Source organism: Streptomyces sp. CNP082 (assembly GCF_059570535.1).
In genome coordinates, this window is sequence record NZ_JCANSZ010000001.1 from 247,638 (window position 1) to 264,403 (window position 16,766).

Sequence of the window (16,766 nt, forward strand, 5' to 3'; positions counted from 1 at the left end):
CGGGCACGCGGCCCCGTACGCGGCTCGGCGGCGGACGGCTCCGCGGCCCCGCGCGGGAGCCCGGTACGCGAGCCCGGCGCGGGAGCCCGGCACGGGAGCCCGGCACGGGAGCCCGGCACGGGAGCCCGGCACGGGAGCCCGGCACGGGAGCCCGGCGCGGGCACAGGCACCGGCCCCCGGGGCCGGGCTACCAGGCCGGCGGGCTGGCCAGGCTGCGCCCGACGACGTCGTCGAGCATGCGGACGGTCGCGGGCACGTCGTGGTGCGAGTTGTCGATGATCGGCAGCCCCGACCCGTACCAGCCGGCCATCCGGCCGTGGATGCGGGCGACCTCCTCGTCCGCGAGCCGCCGGTTGCCGACCCGCGCGGCGTTGCGGGCGAGGACGGACTCCAGGCCCGGCAGCAGCACCACGGGCAGCAGCCCGGGGCCGACGTGCCGCTTCCAGCCGCCGAGGCCGACCACGGGGCGGTCGGGGAAGACGGCGTCGTCGAGGATGCAGGAGATGCCGTTGGCCAGGTAGTTGCGGGCGGCGAAGCCGCAGGTGCGGCGGGCCAGCCGGTACTGCGCCTCGGAGTGGTCGGTCCAGCCGGCCTGCGGGTCGGCGAAGCCGGCGCGCACCCACTCGCGTACGTCGTCGAGGCTGATGTGCGCGGTCGGCGCCCTGCGGGTGTCCGCCCAGTGCCGCGCCACCGTCGTCTTGCCGGCCCCGGCCGGCCCGATGAGGAGCACCGCCACCGTCGGCGGCGGTGCTCCGTGCGGCATGGGCGCGGGCGGCGGGCTGGGCAGGGCCACGGGGCCGCCGACCGGGAGCTTGATGTGGCCGGTCGTCTCCACCGCGTCATGCGGCCCGGCCGCCGGCGGCGGGCCGCCCGGCCCAGGTCTGCCCTGGGGCGGCTGCGGAACCCCCACTGCGTGCTGCATCCCGTGCACCCTCGCTCTGTGACCCGTCACGTACCGGCACCCGGCTGGTCATCGCCGTACCCCGCGGTCCGCGGCTGTCCTAGCCCCGCACGGTACCCGTACGACCCGCCATGGTGGGAACGATCCTGCCAGGCGCCCCGCGCGGACCTAGTCCCAGGTGTGCTTTCCGCCGATCAGCAGGGTGTGCTCCAGTACGTCCTCCATCGGGTCGTCGATCTGCCCCGCACGAAGGAGCGCGAAGCTCGATCCGTGCGTGACGGCGCCGCCGTTGTAGTGCTCGTCGGCCGCCGCGACCCCGGCCTGCAACCCCACGCCCGTCGGGGCCGCGACCATCGCGACCGCCACCCGCGCCCATACGCGCATCCGTGTCTCTCCTCGTCATCGGTGAATCCGGGTGTTCTGACAGGGACTCAGCGGTCCCGCCCTCCTATCCGCGGCGGGCGCGCGGAAGTTACGCCTTCGCACCGAAGAGAGGATCCGGAACCCCCAATGGCGGTGCGGGGCGTTTAGCCGTCCGGACGGAGGGGGAGAACCCGGGGTTTCAGGACGCGGCCAGTTCCTCGGCCAGGGCACGCAGCGCCAGCCGGTACGAGCCGATGCCGAAGCCCGCGATCGTGCCGGAGGCCACCGCGGCGATCACCGAGGTGTGCCGGAACTCCTCGCGGGCGTGCGGGTTGGAGATGTGCACCTCGATCAGCGGCGCCGTGCGCTGCGCCGCCGCGTCGCGCATTCCGTACGAATAGTGCGTGAAGGCACCCGGGTTGATCACCACCGGCAGCCGGCCGTCCGCGGCCTCGTGCAGCCAGCGGATCATCTCGCCCTCGTCGTTGGTCTCCCGCACGTCGACCTCGAAGCCCAGCTCCTTGCCGAGGGCGCCGCACTGCTCGACGAGTCCGGCGTAGGACGTGGCGCCGTAGACGTCGGGCTCGCGGGAGCCGAGGCGGCCGAGGTTCGGCCCGTTGAGCACCAGCACGCGCGTCATGCGGCGCCCTCCCCGGCGTCGGCGGCGATCTCGGCGTGCGCGGCGAGCAGCATGGCCGGGTCGGGGCCCTCCAGCACGGCGGGCTTCGCCAGCCCGTCGAGGACGACGAAGCGCAGCAGGTCGCCGCGGGTCTTCTTGTCCACCTTCATGGTCTGCAGCAGCTTGGGCCACTGGTCACCGCGGTACGTCACGGGCAGCCCGACGGCGCGGAGCACCGCGCGGTGCCGGTCGGCGGTGGCGTCGTCGAGGCGGCCGGCGATCCGGCCCAGTTCGGCGGCGAAGACCATGCCGACGGAGACGGCGGCGCCGTGCCGCCAGGTGTAGCGCTCGTTCTTCTCGATGGCGTGGCCGAGGGTGTGCCCGTAGTTGAGGATCTCGCGCAGGCCCGACTCCTTCAGATCCGTGGAGACCACCTCGGCCTTGACCCGGATCGCGCGCTCGACCAGCTCGGCGGTGTGCGGCCCGGAGGGGGTGCGGGCACCCTCGGGGTCGGCCTCGATCAGCTCCAGGATCGCCGGGTCGGCGATGAAGCCGGCCTTGATGACCTCGGCGAGGCCGGAGACGTAGTCGTGGACGCCGAGGGAGTCGAGCGCGGCGAGGTCGCACAGCACCCCGGCCGGCGGGTGGAAGGCGCCGACGAGGTTCTTGCCCTCCGCGGTGTTGATGCCGGTCTTGCCGCCGACCGCCGCGTCCACCATGCCCAGCACGGTCGTCGGCACGGCGACCCAGCGCACGCCGCGCAGCCAGGTCGCGGCCACGAACCCGGCGAGGTCCGTGGTGGCGCCGCCGCCGACGCCGACGACGGCGTCGCTGCGGGTGAAGCCGGACTGGCCGAGGGCCCGCCAGCAGTACGCGGCGACCTCGGCGGTCTTGGCCTCCTCGGCATTCGGCACCTGGATGACGACGGCCTCGTACTCCTGGCCGGCCAGGTCCTCGCGCAGCGCCTCGCCGGTCTCGGCCAGCGCCTCCGGCACGATGACGGCGACGCGCCCGGCCCGCTCGCCGATCAGCCGGGGCAGCTCGCCGAGCAACTGCCGGCCGATGACGGCCTCGTACGGCTCGGTGCCGGCGCTGCCGCCGATGGGGATGCGGGTGGCCTCGGCCCGTTCGGCGCTCGGTGTCATGCGGGGTGGCTCTCCAATGCGGCGAGTACGAGCTCGGCGACCTCGTCCGGCGTGCGGCCGGCGGTGGTGACGGTCGCGCGGGCGACCTCGGTGTAGTGCGGACGGCGCTGTTCCATCAGGGTGCGCCACTGCTGGCGCGGGTTGACGGCGAGCAGCGGGCGGGGGGCGTCGAGGCCGACGCGCTTGACCGCGTCGGCCATCTCGACGTCGAGGAAGACGACGCGGTGCGCCGCGAGCAGCTCGCGGGTGCCGGGGTCCATGACGGCGCCGCCGCCGAGGGCCAGCACGCCGGGGTGCTCGGCGAGCGCGGCGCGTACGGCGGCGCGCTCCAGGGCACGGAAGGCGGGCTCGCCGTCGTCGTAGAAGATGTCGGGGATGGGCTTGCCGGCGGCCTTCTCGACGTCCTCGTCGGTGTCGCGGACGGTGGTGCCGAGGCGGGCGGCGATGACGGCGCCGACGGTGGACTTGCCGGCCCCGGGCGGGCCGACGAGCACGACGGCGGGACCGTCCGTACCGCCCGCGGCGGCACCGTCTGCGGATGCTGCGGCGTCTGGGGTGGCTGCGGTGTCGGGGCGCTCGCGGCCCTCGGTGCTGCTGGTCATCGGATCGCCAGGTTCTCCAGGTAGCCGCGGACGTTGCGGGCGGTCTCCGTGACGCTGTCGCCGCCGAACTTCTCCGCCACCGCGTCGGCCAGCACCAGCGCCACCATCGCCTCCGCCACGATGCCCGCGGCGGGCACGGCGCAGACATCGGAGCGCTGGTGGTGCGCGTTGGTGGCCTCGCCGGTGGCGACGTCCACGGTGGCCAGCGCCCGCGGCACCGTCGCGATGGGCTTCATCGCGGCGCGCACCCGCAGCACCTCGCCGGTGCTCAGCCCGCCCTCGGTGCCGCCGGAGCGGCCCGAGGCGCGGCGGATGCCGTCGTCAGTGCGGACGATCTCGTCGTGGGCCTGCGAGCCGGGCACACGGGCCAGCGCGAAGCCGTCGCCCAGCTCGACGCCCTTGATGGCCTGGATGCCCATGAGCGCCCCGGCCAGCCGGGAGTCCAGCCGGCGGTCCCAGTGCACGTGCGAGCCGAGACCGACCGGCACGTCGTACGCGACGACCTCGACGACGCCGCCGAGGGTGTCGCCGTCCTTGCGGGCCTGGTCGATCTCGGCGACCATCGCCTTGCTCGCGTCCGTGTCCAGGCAGCGCACCGGGTCGGCGTCGAGCCGCGCCACGTCGGCCGGGACGGGGACGCTGCCGTGCGGGGCCCGCGCGCCGCCCAGCTCCACGACGTGCGAGACGACCTCGATGCCGGCGGTCTCCTTCAGGTACGAGCGGGCCACCGCGCCCAGCGCGACCCGGGCCGCGGTCTCGCGGGCGGAGGCGCGCTCCAGCACCGGGCGGGCCTCGTCGAAGCCGTACTTCTGCATGCCGGCGAGGTCGGCGTGGCCGGGGCGGGGGCGGGTCAGCGGGGCGTTGCGGGCGACACCCTCCAGCTCGGCCGGGTCCACCGGGTCGGCGGCCATGACCTTCTCCCACTTGGGCCACTCGGTGTTCCCGATCATGACAGCGACCGGGGAGCCGAGGGTGAGCCCGTGGCGTACGCCGCCGATGAAGGTGACCTCGTCGCGCTCGAACTTCATCCGCGCCCCGCGGCCGTACCCCAGCCGGCGGCGGGCGAGGTGGTCGGCGACCAGGCCGGTGGTGACGGGCACTCCCGCGGGCAGCCCCTCCAGCGTCGCGACGAGTGCGGGGCCGTGCGATTCCCCTGCGGTGAGCCAGCGCAACCTGCTCAACGGTGCTCCCTTACGAATGCGAAGTCCTCGCCCCCGATCCTCGCACGCTCCGGGCCCCGGGCTTGTCCAGGTCCGCGGAATGGACGGTTGGACAGGCAGGCTCCTGTCCCCCTCCGGCAGCGGGTCACCCGCTGAAGGGCCGAGGGGTCAGTCGGTACGGGCGCGGAGCGCGGCCTCGCCGGCCGCGCGCATGGCCGCCAGCGGGGCCCGGGCGGCGCCCGTCATCTGCTCCACCTGCAGCACCGCCTGGTGCACCAGCAGGTCGAGACCTCCGACGACTGTGCCGCCGTGCGCGGCCCACGCGCCGGCGAGCAGGGTGGGCCAGGGCTCGTACAGCACGTCGAAGAGCGCGCCCGGGCGGTCCGGGACCCCGGCCGCGAGGTCGTCGGTGGCGCCGGCCGGGGTGGTGGCGACGACCAGCGGCGCGTCAAAGGCGGCGGCGGCCTTCGACCAGTCCGTACAGCGCACCTGAACACCGAGGCGCTCGCCCCACTGCTCCATCTCCGTCGCGCGGGCGGCGGAGCGCACGTACGCCGTGACCTCTCGAGCGCAGACGGCGGCGAGCGCAGCGAGCGCGGAGGAGGCCGTGGCGCCGGCGCCGAGGACGGCGGCGCAGTCGACCTTCTCGATGCCGCGCTCACGCAGCGCCGCGACCATGCCCGGGATGTCGGTGTTGTCGCCGAAGCGGCGGCCGTCGTCGTGCAGGACGACCGTGTTGACGGCCTCGACGGACCGGGCCGTGGCGCTGGTCTCGTCGAGCAGCGGGATCACCGCGCGCTTCAGCGGCATGGTGAGCGAGAGCCCGGCCCACTCCCCCGGCGTCAGGCTGTCGAGGAAGCCGGCCAGCCGCGTCTCGTCCACGTCGTAGCGGCCGTACGTCCAGCCGGTCAGGCCCAGTTCGGCGTACGCGGCGCGGTGCAGCACGGGTGACAGCGAGTGGGTGATGGGCGAGCCGAGCACGGCCGCACGCCGGGGCCGGTCCCTCACTCGTCCCCCTTCTCGCTCTGGTACTCGTTGAACTTCTCCACGTTGCGGTCGTGCTCCTCCTTGCTCGCGGTGAAGCGCGTGTCGCCCGGCTTGACGGTGACGAAATACAGCCAGTCACCGGGGGTCGGGTCGAGGGCCGCCTCGATGGCCCGCTCGCTGGGGTTGTCGATGGGCCCGGGCGGCAGGCCGGCGTGGAGGTAGGTGTTGTACGGGGAGTCGAACTGGGTGTCCTGGTTGGAGATATTGAGGTCCGACTCGCCCTTGGCGTAGTTGATGGTGGAGTCGAACTGCAGCATGCCGTTGGTGGCGGTGTTGTCCGGCTTCAGGCGGTTGTAGATGACCCGCGAGACCTTGCCGAACTCCTCCTTCGACTGCCCCTCCGCCTCGATGAGGCTGGCGATGGTGAGGATCTCGTACGGGGTCTGCCCCGCCTTCTCCGCCTTCTCCTCCAGACCCAGCTCCGTGTACGTGCCGTTGGCGCGCTTGACCATCTCGCGCAGCACCTTCTTGGGGTCGGTGCCCTCGGCGGCGGAGTAGTTCGACGGCCACAGGAAGCCCTCGGGGTTGCCCTCCGCCCAGTCGGGCAGGCCCAGGTCGCCCTTCTCGGCGACCTTGGCGGTGGTGTCCTCCTCGAGCCCGAGGTGCTCGTCGATCATCGCGTAGACGGCGGTGGCGCGCCGGCCCTCGGGGATGACCAGCGCGTTGGCGGCCTCCGGGCTCAGCATCATCTCGACCGCGGCCTCGCCGGACATCTCCTTGTGCAGGGTGTACGCGCCGGGGTGCAGCATCTCGTCGCCGGCGGCGTCGACGAACGCCTGGACGCTCTTGACCACGCCCTTGTCCTTGAGGATGTTCCCCATCTGCGTGATGCTCGCGCCCTCGGGGATCTCCACGGTCACGCTGCCCTGGCCCTCGCCCGAGTAGTCGGGGGCGGAGCCGAAGCGGTCGCTCCAGAAGTTGTAGCCGACGTAGCCGAGGCCGCCGAGGCCGCCGGCCAGCACGAGGGCGACGACGAGGCAGGCGCAGCCGCTGCGGCGCTTGCCGCCGCGCCGGTCGCGGCCCGTACCGCGGCCGGCGCTCCGGCCGCCGCCGCGGCGGGGGCCGCGGGGCTCGTCGTCGAAGTCGTCGTTACCGTCGTCGCCGTCGAAGAAGGGGTGCTCGTCGCGCTCGCGCGGGCGGGAGGCGGGGTCCCAGTCCTCGCGGTTCCCGGGGCGGCGGCCCCCCTGGGAGGGCTGCTGCCGGTGCGGAGGGGGCCCGGGCCGCTGGTGCGGGTTCGGCTCGTAGGGCTGCTGGTGCCCCTGTTGCGGGTGTGGCTGCGGGCGCCGCGGATGCGGGCTCGGCGGCGGGTGGGCGTCCGGCGTGCCGTAGTAGTCGGGCCGCGGCGCGGGGGCGGCGTAGGGGTCGGCCAGCGGCATCCCACCGCCGGTGGTGTCCCAGCCGCCGGGGTACTGCGGCGTCTGGCCCGAGTCCCAGGAGGACTGCGGCTGATGCTGGTACTGCTGCTGCGGCTGCTGTCCCCCGTAGGTGTGGTGCCCGGTGCCGGGCTGCCCGCCCTGCTGGCCGCTGTAATGGCTGTCGTCGGGCTGCCAGGGTTGGGAGCCGGGGTTTTGGCCGTAGTCAGTCATCAGTCCCCTATGCCGCGTGGCTGCCGGTGCGTTTATACGACGGGTGCCGTGTCCGCGCGGCACGTTACCGTATCGCGATCACATAGCCACTTCGACGCTCTCGCCGGGCGCGACCCCCGACACCCGTTCGGCTTCCAGTGCACTCTGGAGGATGACAACGGCCGCCACCTGGTCGACAACCGACCGGCCCTTGCGGCTCGACCTCCCGGCCGCACGAAGGTTCTGCGCCGCCGTCACCGTGGACATGCGTTCATCGACGAGCCGCACGGGCACGGGGTGGACGCGGCGCGCCAGCTTCTCCGCGAAGCCGCGGACCTTGGCTGCCGCCGGGCCCTCGCCGCCGTGCAGCGAGCGCGGCAGGCCGACGAGCACCTCCAGCGGCTCGTACTCCTCGGTGAGCGCGGCCAGCCTGCGGAACGCCGCCGGCAGGTCCCGGCCCGGCACGGTCTCCACGGGGGTGGCGAGGATCCCGTCGGGGTCGCAGGACGCGACCCCGATCCGGGCGTCGCCGACGTCCACCGCGAGCCTGCGCCCGCGGCGGATCACCGGATCCTCCGGCTGCTGCCCCGCATCAGGCGGCGGTCTCCGCGACACCCCGCTCCACGGCGGCCACGGCCTCGCCGACGGCCTGCGGGTCCTGCCCGCCGCCCTGGGCGATGTCGGGTTTGCCGCCGCCACCGCCGCCGAGCGTCTTGGCGGCCGTACGCACCAGGTCGCCGGCCTTCAGACCGCGCTCGCGGGCGGCCTCGTTGGTGGCGATCACGGTCAGGGGGCGACCGCCCGCGACGGAGAAGAGCGCCACGACGGCCGGCCGGTCGCCGGGGATCCGGCCCCGTACGTCCAGGACGAGCTTGCGCAGGTCCTCGGCGGCGGTGCCGTCCGGCACCCGGGCGGCGACGAGCGCGACGCCGCGGACGTCCCTGGCCCCTTCCGCGAGGCCGGCGGCGGCCTGCAGCACCTTCTCGGCGCGGAACTTCTCGATCTCCTTCTCCGCGTCCTTCAGCCGGGCGAGCATGCCGGAGATCCGCTCGGGCAGTTCCTCCGGGCGGCCCTTCAGCAGCTCGGTGAGCTGGTGGACCACGGTGTGCTCGCGGGCGAGGAAGTTGTACGCGTCCACGCCGACCAGGGCCTCCACCCGGCGCACGCCGGCGCCGATGGAGGACTCGCCGAGCAGCTTGACCAGGCCGAGCTGGGCGGTGTTGTGCACGTGGGTGCCGCCGCACAGCTCCTTGGAGAAGTCGCCGATGGTGACGACGCGGACCCGGTCGCCGTACTTCTCGCCGAACTCGGCCAGCGCGCCCTGCTTCTTGGCGTCCTGCATCGACATGACCTCGGCGGTCACGTCGAGTTCGCGGGACAGCACCTCGTTGATCTTCTGCTCGACGTCGCCGAGGACGCCGGCCGGCACGGCGGCGGGTGCGCCGAAGTCGAAGCGGAAACGGCCCGGGGCGTTCTCCGAGCCGGCCTGGGCGGCGGTCGGGCCGAGGGCGTCGCGCAGCGCCTGGTGGGTGAGGTGGGTGGCGCTGTGGGCGCGGGCGATGGCGCGGCGGCGGCTCACGTCGATGGCGGCCTGGGCCGGCTCGCCGACGGTGACCTCGCCGACCTGGACGACGCCCTTGTGCACGCTGACGCCGGGCACGGGCTGCTGCACGTCGCGCACCTCGACCACGGCGCCGGAGCCGAGCCGGATCCGGCCGGTGTCGGCGAGCTGGCCGCCGCCCTCCGCGTAGAAGGGGGTGCGGTCGAGGATGACCTCGACCTCGTCGCCCTCCGTGGCGGCGGGCGAGGCCACGCCGCCGACGAGCAGGCCGACGACGGTGGACTCGGCGTCGGTCTGGGTGTAGCCGGTGAACTCGGTGGCGCCGGCGGAGTCGGCGACCTCGCGGTACGCGGACAGGTCGGCGTGGCCGGTCTTCTTGGCGGCGGCGTCGGCCTTGGCCCGGTCCCGCTGCTCCTTCATCAGCCGGCGGAAGCCGTCCTCGTCGACCGTCAGGCCCTGCTCGGCGGCCATCTCCAGGGTGAGGTCGATGGGGAAGCCCCAGGTGTCGTGGAGCAGGAACGCCTTGTCGCCGGGGAGCACGCCGGAGCCGGCGGCCCTGGCCTCGGTGACGGCGGTGTCCAGCACGTTGGTGCCGGCCTTGAGGGTCTTGAGGAAGCGGGCCTCCTCGGCGAGCGCGACGGACTCGATGCGCTTGCGGTCGGAGACCAGCTCCGGGTACTGCTCGCCCATGGTGGCGATGACGACGTCGACCAGTTCGCCGACGACCGGGCGGTCGGCGCCGAGCAGCTTCATGTTGCGTACGGCGCGGCGCATGATGCGGCGCAGCACGTAGCCCCGGCCCTCGTTGCCGGGGGTGACGCCGTCGCCGATGAGCATGACGGAGGCGCGCATGTGGTCGGAGACGACGCGCAGCGAGACGTCCGAGTGCTCGGCGGCGCCGTAGCGCACGCCGGTCAGCTCCACGGCCTTGTCGATGACGGCGCGCGAGGTGTCGGTCTCGTACATGTTGTGCACGTCCTGCAGGACCATCGCCAGCCGCTCGAGGCCGAGTCCGGTGTCGATGTTCTGCTGGGGCAGGTCGCCCAGGATGGGGTAGTCCTTGCCCTTGCCGGGGCCGCGCACGTACTGCATGAAGACCAGGTTCCAGAGCTCCACGTAGCGCTCGTCGTTGACGGCGGGGCCGCCCGCCTCCCCGAACTCGGGGCCGCGGTCGTAGTTGATCTCGGAGCAGGGGCCGCAGGGACCGGGCACGCCCATGTCCCAGTAGTTCTCCTCCTTGCCCAGGCGCTGGATGCGCCCGGGGGGCACGCCGACCACGTCGCGCCAGATGCGCTCGGCCTCGTCGTCGTCCTCGTAGACCGTGATCCACAGACGCTCGGGGTCCAGGCCGTAACCCCCCGCGTCCTGGGGGGTGGTGAGCAGTTCCCAGGCGAGGGTGGCGGCGCCCTCCTTGAAGTAGTCCCCGAAGGAGAAGTTGCCGCACATCTGGAAGAACGTGCCGTGCCGGGTGGTCTTGCCGACCTCGTCGATGTCCGGGGTGCGGATGCACTTCTGCACGCTGGTGGCGCGCTTGTACGGCGGGGTGGCCTCGCCGAGGAAGTACGGCTTGAAGGGGACCATGCCCGCGTTGATGAGGAGCAGCGTGGGGTCGTCGGCGATCAGCGACGCCGACGGCACGACGGTGTGCCCGCGCTCTTCGAAGAAGCGCAGCCAGCGGCGGCGGATTTCGGCCGACTCCATCAGTGGTCCTCTTTCAGGTTGCGATTGCGGTGGTACGGGCTCCGGCCCTGGGGCCGGCGCCGGGCGGCTTTCCGTTCGAGCTGCGCCTTGGCGCGCTGCCCCGGCAGTTCCGCGGGGCGGGTGCGGGGGCTGAGCCCGAGGGCGTCGTTGAGCTGGCCCTCGCGCTCGGCCATCGCGGCGCGTACGTCCTGGGCGAAGAGCAGGGCGCGGCGGCCGGTGTCGACGGCGCGGTTGGCGGTCGTGGCGGCGATGCTCTCCGGGGAGACGCGGCGCAGAGCGCGCTGTGCCCTGAGGGTGGCCCAGATGCCGGTGGCCGCACCGGTCGTGAACCAGAAGGTCCGACGGAACATGCTGCTCAGCCCTTTCTGCGCCTGGCGGAAGAGCCCCGGCGGGCGGCGGGCACCCGGGCGCGGCCGGCGGGCCCGCCGACCGGGCCGCCGACGATGACGTCACCGCCGTCGTCTCCGGCCGGGCCGCGGTGCCGGCCGAGCGCGCGGCGTACCCCGTACCCGAACGCGGCCACCTTCACCAGGGGTCCGCCGAAGGCGGTGGAGACGGTGGCGGACAGGGCCGAGGCGTTGGCCGTGACCTCCTGGACGTCGGAAGCGATGGCGTCGACCCGGGCGAGCTGCGTGTTCGCCGAGCGGACCGTGGCGCCGGCCTCCGCGAGCAGCGGGACGGCCTCCTCGGTCACGCGCGTGACGAGTTCGCCTGCCGCGCGGAGCGTCCGGGCGAGCCGGAAGAGGGCCACGGCCAGGAACGAGACCAGGATGGCCCAGAAGACGGCCACGAGGATGCCGGCCACCTCTCCACCGGACACGATGCACCGCTCCTTCTGGGCTGCTCGCCGGGCGAGTCGACGGGGTGTTGCGCTGCCAGGGCAGGCTCCGACCCTATCGCGCCGGACTGACAGCGCCGTACCGGATTACCCCCCGTGCGCAGGGGAGTTGCGCGAGCGGATTGTACGTTGCGCATACTTCCGGGTACGTTCCGTGCCCCCCCGCGGGCGGAGTGGTCAGCGGGCGGGGCCGTCAGCGGGCGTAGTACTCCACGACGAGCTGCTCGTCGCAGATGACGGGGATCTCGCCGCGGTTCGGCTCCCGGTCCAGCCGGAACGCGAGCGCCGGCAGGTTGATCTCCAGGTAGCGGGGGGCCTCCCCGTCCAGCGCGTAGCCGCCCTCGCGCGCGACCTGGAACGGGTACTTCTCGCGGCTGCGCTCGCGGACCGTCACCACGTCGCCGGGGCGGACCCGGAAGGACGGCTTGTCGACCTTGCGGCCGTTGACCTCGATGTGGCCGTGGACGACCATCTGCCGGGACTGGTAGACGGTCCGGGCCAGGCCCGCGCGCAGGACCAGCGCGTCCAGCCGGCGCTCCAGCTCGACGATCAGCGCCTCACCGGTCTTCCCCTGCACCTTGCTGGCGCGCTCGTAGGCACGGACGAGCTGGCGCTCGCTGATGTCGTACTGGGCGCGCAGTCGCTGCTTCTCGAGCAGCCGCACCTTGTAGTCGCTGGTCTGCTTACGGCCGCGGCCGTGCATGCCGGGCGGGTACGGGCGGCTCTCGAAGTACTTGGCGGCCTTCGGGGTGAGCGGGATGCCGAGGGCCCGCGACTTGCGGACCTTGGGGCGCGGCTGGTTCACGCGGTACCGTCCTCCTCAGGAAAGTTAGGCAAGGCTTACCTTAGAGGATGTTGGCCCTGCTCTGCTACATCTCCGGATAACGCCCTCGCGAATCCGGGCATTCCCGGCGGCGGGGCATCGTGATCCTCGTCACCCGGCGGCCGGCCGCACGACGCGCGTCAGCCGCGCACGCCCCGGGCGGGGCCGTCCTGCCCGCCGCCCGCGAGCCGCTCGCGCACCCGCTCGACCACCTCGGCGTACCGCGCCTCCGCGCCGTACCGCGTCGGTTCGTAGTAACGACGGCCGCCGAGGGCGTCCGGGGCGTACTGCTGGGCGGCGATGGCGCCCGGCACGTCGTGCGGATACACGTAGCCCTGCGCGTGCCCCAGCTTCTCCGCGCCCTTGTAGTGCCCGTCCCGCAGGTGCGCCGGCACCGGGCCGGCCTTCCCCGCCCGTACGTCGTCCATCGCGGCGCCGATGGCCTTCGTCACCGCGTTGGACTTCGGGGCCAGCGCGAGCGCCACCGTGGCGTGCGCCAGCGTCAGCGCCGCCTCCGGGAAGCCGATCATGGCCACCGCCTGGGCCGCGGCGACCGCCGTCTGCAGCGCGGAGGAGTCGGCGAGCCCGATGTCCTCGCTGGCGGAGATCATCAGCCGCCGGGCGATGAACCGCGGGTCCTCGCCCGCCTCGATCATGCGCGCCAGATAGTGCAGCGCCGCGTCCACGTCCGAGCCGCGCACGGACTTGATCAGGGCGCTGGCCACGTCGTAGTGCTGGTCGCCGGACCGGTCGTACGCGACGGCGGCGCGGTCCACCGCCGCCTCCAGCGTCGGCAGCGACACCTCCGCCTCGCCCTGGGCCAGCGCGGCCCCCGCCGCCGCCTCCAGCGCGGTGAGCGCGCGGCGCGCGTCGCCGCCCGCGATCCGCAGCAGATGCTCCTCGGACTCCTCCGGCAGCGTCACCGTGCCGCCGAGGCCGCGCTCGGCGGCGACCGCCCGGCGCAGCAGCCCGCGCACGTCGTCGTCGGTGAGCGGCTCCAGCGTGAGCAGCAGCGAGCGGGACAGCAGCGGGGAGATGACCGAGAAGTACGGGTTCTCCGTGGTGGCCGCGATCAGCGTCACCCAGCGGTTCTCCACCGCGGGCAGCAGGGAGTCCTGCTGGGCCTTGCTGAAGCGGTGGATCTCGTCGAGGAAGAGGACGGTCTCCTTGCCGTACCCCCCGGCGGCGCGGCGCGCGCCCTCGATGACCGCGCGGACCTCCTTGACGCCCGCGGTGATCGCGGACAGCTCCACGAAGCGCTTCTGGGTGGCCTGGCTGACCACGTACGCCAGGGTGGTCTTGCCCGTGCCGGGCGGGCCCCACAGCAGCACGGACGCCGGGCCCGCCGGGCCCCCGGCGCCCTCGCCGACGAGCCGGCGCAGCGGGGCGCCGGGCCTCAGCAGATGCTGCTGGCCCACGACCTCGTCGAGGCTGCGCGGGCGCATCCGGACGGCCAGCGGGGAGCTGCCGGGATCCTTCTCCTGGCGCTCCTCGGCCGCGGCGGTGAACAGGTCGGGCTCCACGCCTGCGAGCCTATGCCACGGGACCGACAGCGCTCAGGGGAGCGTCTTCCAGTACGACCACCAGCGGATGCCGATCAGGATCAGCAGGGTCCCGTACCACAGGACGGGCACCACCCAGTTGAACTCCAGCACCGCCTCGCGCACCCGCGCCGAGACCGGGAAGACGCCGGTCTTGATGTTGTGCACGGTGGTGTACCAGAAGAGCAGGATCGTCACCGCCCAGACCAGGCAGCACCACAGGCACAGCGAGCCGATCTCGTACAGCGAGGAGTACTGGAGGAAGCTGACGAAGCCGACCCCGAAGAGGGTGCCCGCCCACAGCCCGGCCCACCACCAGCGCCGGTGCCCGCCGCCGGCCAGCAGGCCGACGCCGATCACGGTGAGCATGGAGAAGGCGACCAGGCCGATGAACGGGTTGGAGAACCCGAAGACCGACGCCTGCCAGCTCTTCATGATGTTGTTGCACGACAGCACCGGGTTGAGGCTGCAGGCCGAGACGTAGTCCGGGTCCTCCAGCAGCTTCAGCTTGTCGTGCGTGATCACCGAGGACGCCACGACGCCCAGCGTGCCGCCGATCACCAGCAGCCAGGCAAACGGTCGGCCCGACCCGATCAGTCCGGAATCGGGCGGGTCCTCGTGCTGGGACGGGGCCGTTCTCGTTGCGGTCGTGGTCATCTCGCTGCTTCCGTGGGCTCGGGGCGGTGGCGGCACCTCATTGTGCCGCAACGCGGGGCGATCGGGCACCGGTGCACCGGTGGTCAGCCGGTGACCGCCGGCCTTCCACCGGCAGGGGTCAACGATGCCCGACCGTGCGTTCGGTCAGCGTAAATCCGCCCGCCGCCGCGCCGCGCGCGGGGGTCAGGCCAGCAGCTCGCGCAGCTCGCCGACGACCGCCGCCAGCGCCACCGGGCGCTGCTCGCCGCTGCCGAGGTCCTTGAGCTGGACCACGCCCTCGTCGAGGTCCCGCTCCCCCGCCACCAGCGCGTAGCGCGCGCCGGAGCGGTCGGCGGACTTCATCGCGTTCTTCAGGCCCTTGCCGCCGAAGGCGAAGTCCGCCGCGACCCCGGCCCTGCGCAGCTCCGTGACCACGCCGAAGAGCGTCCTGCGGGCCTGCTCGCCGAGGGCCGCCGCGTACACGTCGGTGGCCGCGGGCAGGTCCAGCTCCACGCCCTCGGCTTCCAGCGCCAGCACCGTACGGTCCACGCCCAGCGCCCAGCCCACGGACGGCAGCGCGGGGCCGCCGATCATCTCCGACAGCCCGTCGTACCGGCCGCCGCCGCCGATGGCGGACTGCGCACCGAGGCCGTCGTGGACGAACTCGAAGGTGGTGCGCGTGTAGTAGTCGAGGCCGCGGACCAGCCGGGGGTCGTCCTCGTACGCGACGCCGGCCGCGGTCAGCAGCTCGCGGACCTGCTCGTGGTACGCCTTGCACGCCTCGCACAGGTGGTCGCGCATCAGCGGCGCGCCGGCGAGCTGGGCCCGGACCTCCGGGCGCTTGTCGTCGAGTACCCGCAGCGGGTTGATCTCGATCCGCTCTCGGGTGGGCTCGTCGAGGTCGAGGCCGCGCAGGAAGTCCTGCAGCGCGGTGCGGTACGCGGGGCGGCACTGCTGGTCGCCGAGGGAGTTGAGCAGCAGCCGGAAGCCGGTCAGGCCCAGCGCGCGGTAGCCGTCGACGGCCAGGACGATCAACTCGGCGTCGAGCGCCGGGTCCTCGGTGCCGATGGCCTCGGCGCCGACCTGGGAGAAGTGCCGGTAGCGGCCCTTCTGCGGACGTTCGTAGCGGTAGTACGAACCCGAGTACCAGAGCTTGACCGGCAGGTTGCCCTGCTTGTGCAGGTTGCCCTCCAGCGCCGCGCGCAGTACGGAGGCGGTGCCCTCAGGTCGCAGCGCCAGCTCGTCGCCGCCCTTGGTGGTCAGGGTGTACATCTCCTTGGTCACGATGTCGGTGGACTCGCCGACGCCGCGGGCGAAGAGCCGCACGTCCTCGAAGCCGGGCGTCTCGACGTAGCCGTAGCCGGCGCGGCGTACGGGCGCGGCGAACGCCGCGCGGACGGCGAGGTAGGCCGCGGAGCGCGGCGGGGTCAGGTCGTAGGTGCCCTTGGGTGCCTTGAAGGCCGGTGCAGTGCTCACGGAGAGTGTCGTCACATTCGTCGTTGGTGGCGGAGCGGGGCGGCTGTGCCGCCCGCCCGGCCGGCGGCCAGCTCCTGCAGGAAGGGGTTGCCGGCGCGCTCGCGTCCGATGGTCGTCTGGGGGCCGTGCCCGGGGAGCACCACCGTCGAGTCGTCGAGCGGCAGGCACACGCGGGCCAGTGACTCGAGGATCTCGGCGCTGTCGCCGCCGGGCAGGTCGGTGCGTCCGATGGAGCCGGCGAAGAGCAGGTCGCCCGAGAAGAGGACCTGCGGCACATCCTGCTGCTCGGGCAGCCGGAAGGTCACCGACCCCCTGGTATGGCCGGGCGCGTGCGCGACGGTGAGGCTCAGCCCGGCCAGCTCCAGCTCGGCGCCGTCGGCGAGCTCGGCCACGTCGTCCGGCTCTCCCACGGTCAGGTCGCCCAGGAGCGGCGCTCCGACGGCCATGCCGAGCGCCTTCTCCGGCTCGGTGAGCATGAAGCGGTCGGCCGGGTGGATCCAGGCGGGCACGCCGTGGGCGCCGCAGACGGGGATCACCGAGGCGACGTGGTCCAGGTGCCCGTGGGTGAGCACGACCGCGACCGGCTTGAGCCGGTGCTTGGCCACGGCCTCCGCTACGCCGTCCGCCGCCCGGTGCCCGGGGTCGACGATCACGCACTCCTCGCCCGCTGCCGGCGCGAGCAGATAACAGTTGGTGCCCCATGCGCCCGCGGGGAACCCGGCAATGAGCACGATCGTCCTTCACCTGTCGGTTGTCGGCGGATGTGCCGCCGCGGGAGCCGCGCGGCC

At 73.5% G+C, this 16,766-nt stretch carries 17 protein-coding genes; all 17 read right to left on the reverse strand.

Annotation, left to right across the window (positions count from 1 at the left end; all coding sequences use genetic code 11):
- Nucleotides 1-187 precede the first annotated feature (187 nt).
- Nucleotides 188-922 carry an AAA family ATPase gene (locus B124_RS01025; RefSeq protein WP_496500657.1) on the reverse strand — a complete coding sequence of 245 codons (735 nt, stop codon included), beginning with the start codon at nt 920-922 and terminating at the stop codon, nt 188-190.
- 147 nt (nt 923-1,069) lie between these two features.
- Entirely contained in the window at nt 1,070-1,285 is a 216-nt protein-coding gene (locus tag B124_RS01030) for a hypothetical protein (RefSeq protein WP_496500658.1), read from the reverse strand.
- Between the two features lie 178 nt (nt 1,286-1,463).
- Nucleotides 1,464-1,904: a type II 3-dehydroquinate dehydratase gene (gene aroQ, locus B124_RS01035; protein WP_496500659.1), complete on the reverse strand. Its 441-nt coding sequence runs from the start codon at nt 1,902-1,904 to the stop codon at nt 1,464-1,466.
- On the reverse strand, nt 1,901-3,028 hold the full coding sequence (aroB, locus tag B124_RS01040) for a 3-dehydroquinate synthase (RefSeq protein WP_496500660.1): 1,128 nt from the start codon (nt 3,026-3,028) through the stop codon (nt 1,901-1,903). Before aroB ends, aroQ begins: the two co-directional genes overlap by 4 nt.
- Nucleotides 3,025-3,630 (reverse strand): shikimate kinase, encoded by a 606-nt coding sequence (locus tag B124_RS01045; protein ID WP_496500661.1) that lies wholly within the window; start codon nt 3,628-3,630, stop codon nt 3,025-3,027. The genes aroB and B124_RS01045 overlap by 4 nt, the downstream gene beginning before the upstream one ends.
- Nucleotides 3,627-4,811 (reverse strand): chorismate synthase, encoded by a 1,185-nt coding sequence (aroC, locus tag B124_RS01050; RefSeq protein WP_496500662.1) that lies wholly within the window; start codon nt 4,809-4,811, stop codon nt 3,627-3,629. The genes B124_RS01045 and aroC overlap by 4 nt, the downstream gene beginning before the upstream one ends.
- A 147-nt stretch (nt 4,812-4,958) precedes the next feature.
- Nucleotides 4,959-5,798 (reverse strand): shikimate dehydrogenase, encoded by an 840-nt coding sequence (locus B124_RS01055; protein ID WP_496500663.1) that lies wholly within the window; start codon nt 5,796-5,798, stop codon nt 4,959-4,961.
- A complete protein-coding gene (mltG, locus tag B124_RS01060) occupies nt 5,795-7,423 on the reverse strand; it encodes an endolytic transglycosylase MltG (RefSeq protein WP_496500664.1) in 1,629 nt (542 codons plus the stop codon). The genes B124_RS01055 and mltG overlap by 4 nt, the downstream gene beginning before the upstream one ends.
- A gap of 78 nt (nt 7,424-7,501) precedes the next feature.
- The gene (ruvX, locus tag B124_RS01065; protein WP_496500763.1) at nt 7,502-7,966 is read right to left on the reverse strand and encodes a Holliday junction resolvase RuvX; all 465 of its coding nucleotides are present in this window, start codon (nt 7,964-7,966) and stop codon (nt 7,502-7,504) included.
- Nucleotides 7,967-7,994: 28 nt separating this feature from the next.
- Nucleotides 7,995-10,664, reverse strand: a complete 2,670-nt coding sequence (gene alaS, locus B124_RS01070; protein ID WP_496500665.1) for an alanine--tRNA ligase — start codon at nt 10,662-10,664, stop codon at nt 7,995-7,997.
- Nucleotides 10,664-11,014: a DUF6167 family protein gene (locus B124_RS01075; protein ID WP_496500666.1), complete on the reverse strand. Its 351-nt coding sequence runs from the start codon at nt 11,012-11,014 to the stop codon at nt 10,664-10,666. The genes alaS and B124_RS01075 overlap by 1 nt, the downstream gene beginning before the upstream one ends.
- A 5-nt stretch (nt 11,015-11,019) precedes the next feature.
- The gene (locus B124_RS01080) at nt 11,020-11,484 is read right to left on the reverse strand and encodes a DUF948 domain-containing protein (protein ID WP_496500667.1); all 465 of its coding nucleotides are present in this window, start codon (nt 11,482-11,484) and stop codon (nt 11,020-11,022) included.
- A 211-nt stretch (nt 11,485-11,695) separates the two neighbouring features.
- Nucleotides 11,696-12,307: a 30S ribosomal protein S4 gene (rpsD, locus tag B124_RS01085; protein ID WP_496500668.1), complete on the reverse strand. Its 612-nt coding sequence runs from the start codon at nt 12,305-12,307 to the stop codon at nt 11,696-11,698.
- 158 nt (nt 12,308-12,465) lie between these two features.
- Entirely contained in the window at nt 12,466-13,848 is a 1,383-nt protein-coding gene (locus B124_RS01090; protein WP_496500669.1) for a replication-associated recombination protein A, read from the reverse strand.
- A 33-nt stretch (nt 13,849-13,881) separates the two neighbouring features.
- The gene (locus tag B124_RS01095; RefSeq protein WP_496500670.1) at nt 13,882-14,523 is read right to left on the reverse strand and encodes a vitamin K epoxide reductase family protein; all 642 of its coding nucleotides are present in this window, start codon (nt 14,521-14,523) and stop codon (nt 13,882-13,884) included.
- A 183-nt stretch (nt 14,524-14,706) separates the two neighbouring features.
- Nucleotides 14,707-15,993, reverse strand: a complete 1,287-nt coding sequence (hisS, locus tag B124_RS01100) for a histidine--tRNA ligase (RefSeq protein ID WP_496500671.1) — start codon at nt 15,991-15,993, stop codon at nt 14,707-14,709.
- The gene (locus B124_RS01105; RefSeq protein ID WP_496500672.1) at nt 15,990-16,709 is read right to left on the reverse strand and encodes an MBL fold metallo-hydrolase; all 720 of its coding nucleotides are present in this window, start codon (nt 16,707-16,709) and stop codon (nt 15,990-15,992) included. Before B124_RS01105 ends, hisS begins: the two co-directional genes overlap by 4 nt.
- Nucleotides 16,710-16,766: the final 57 nt, after the last annotated feature.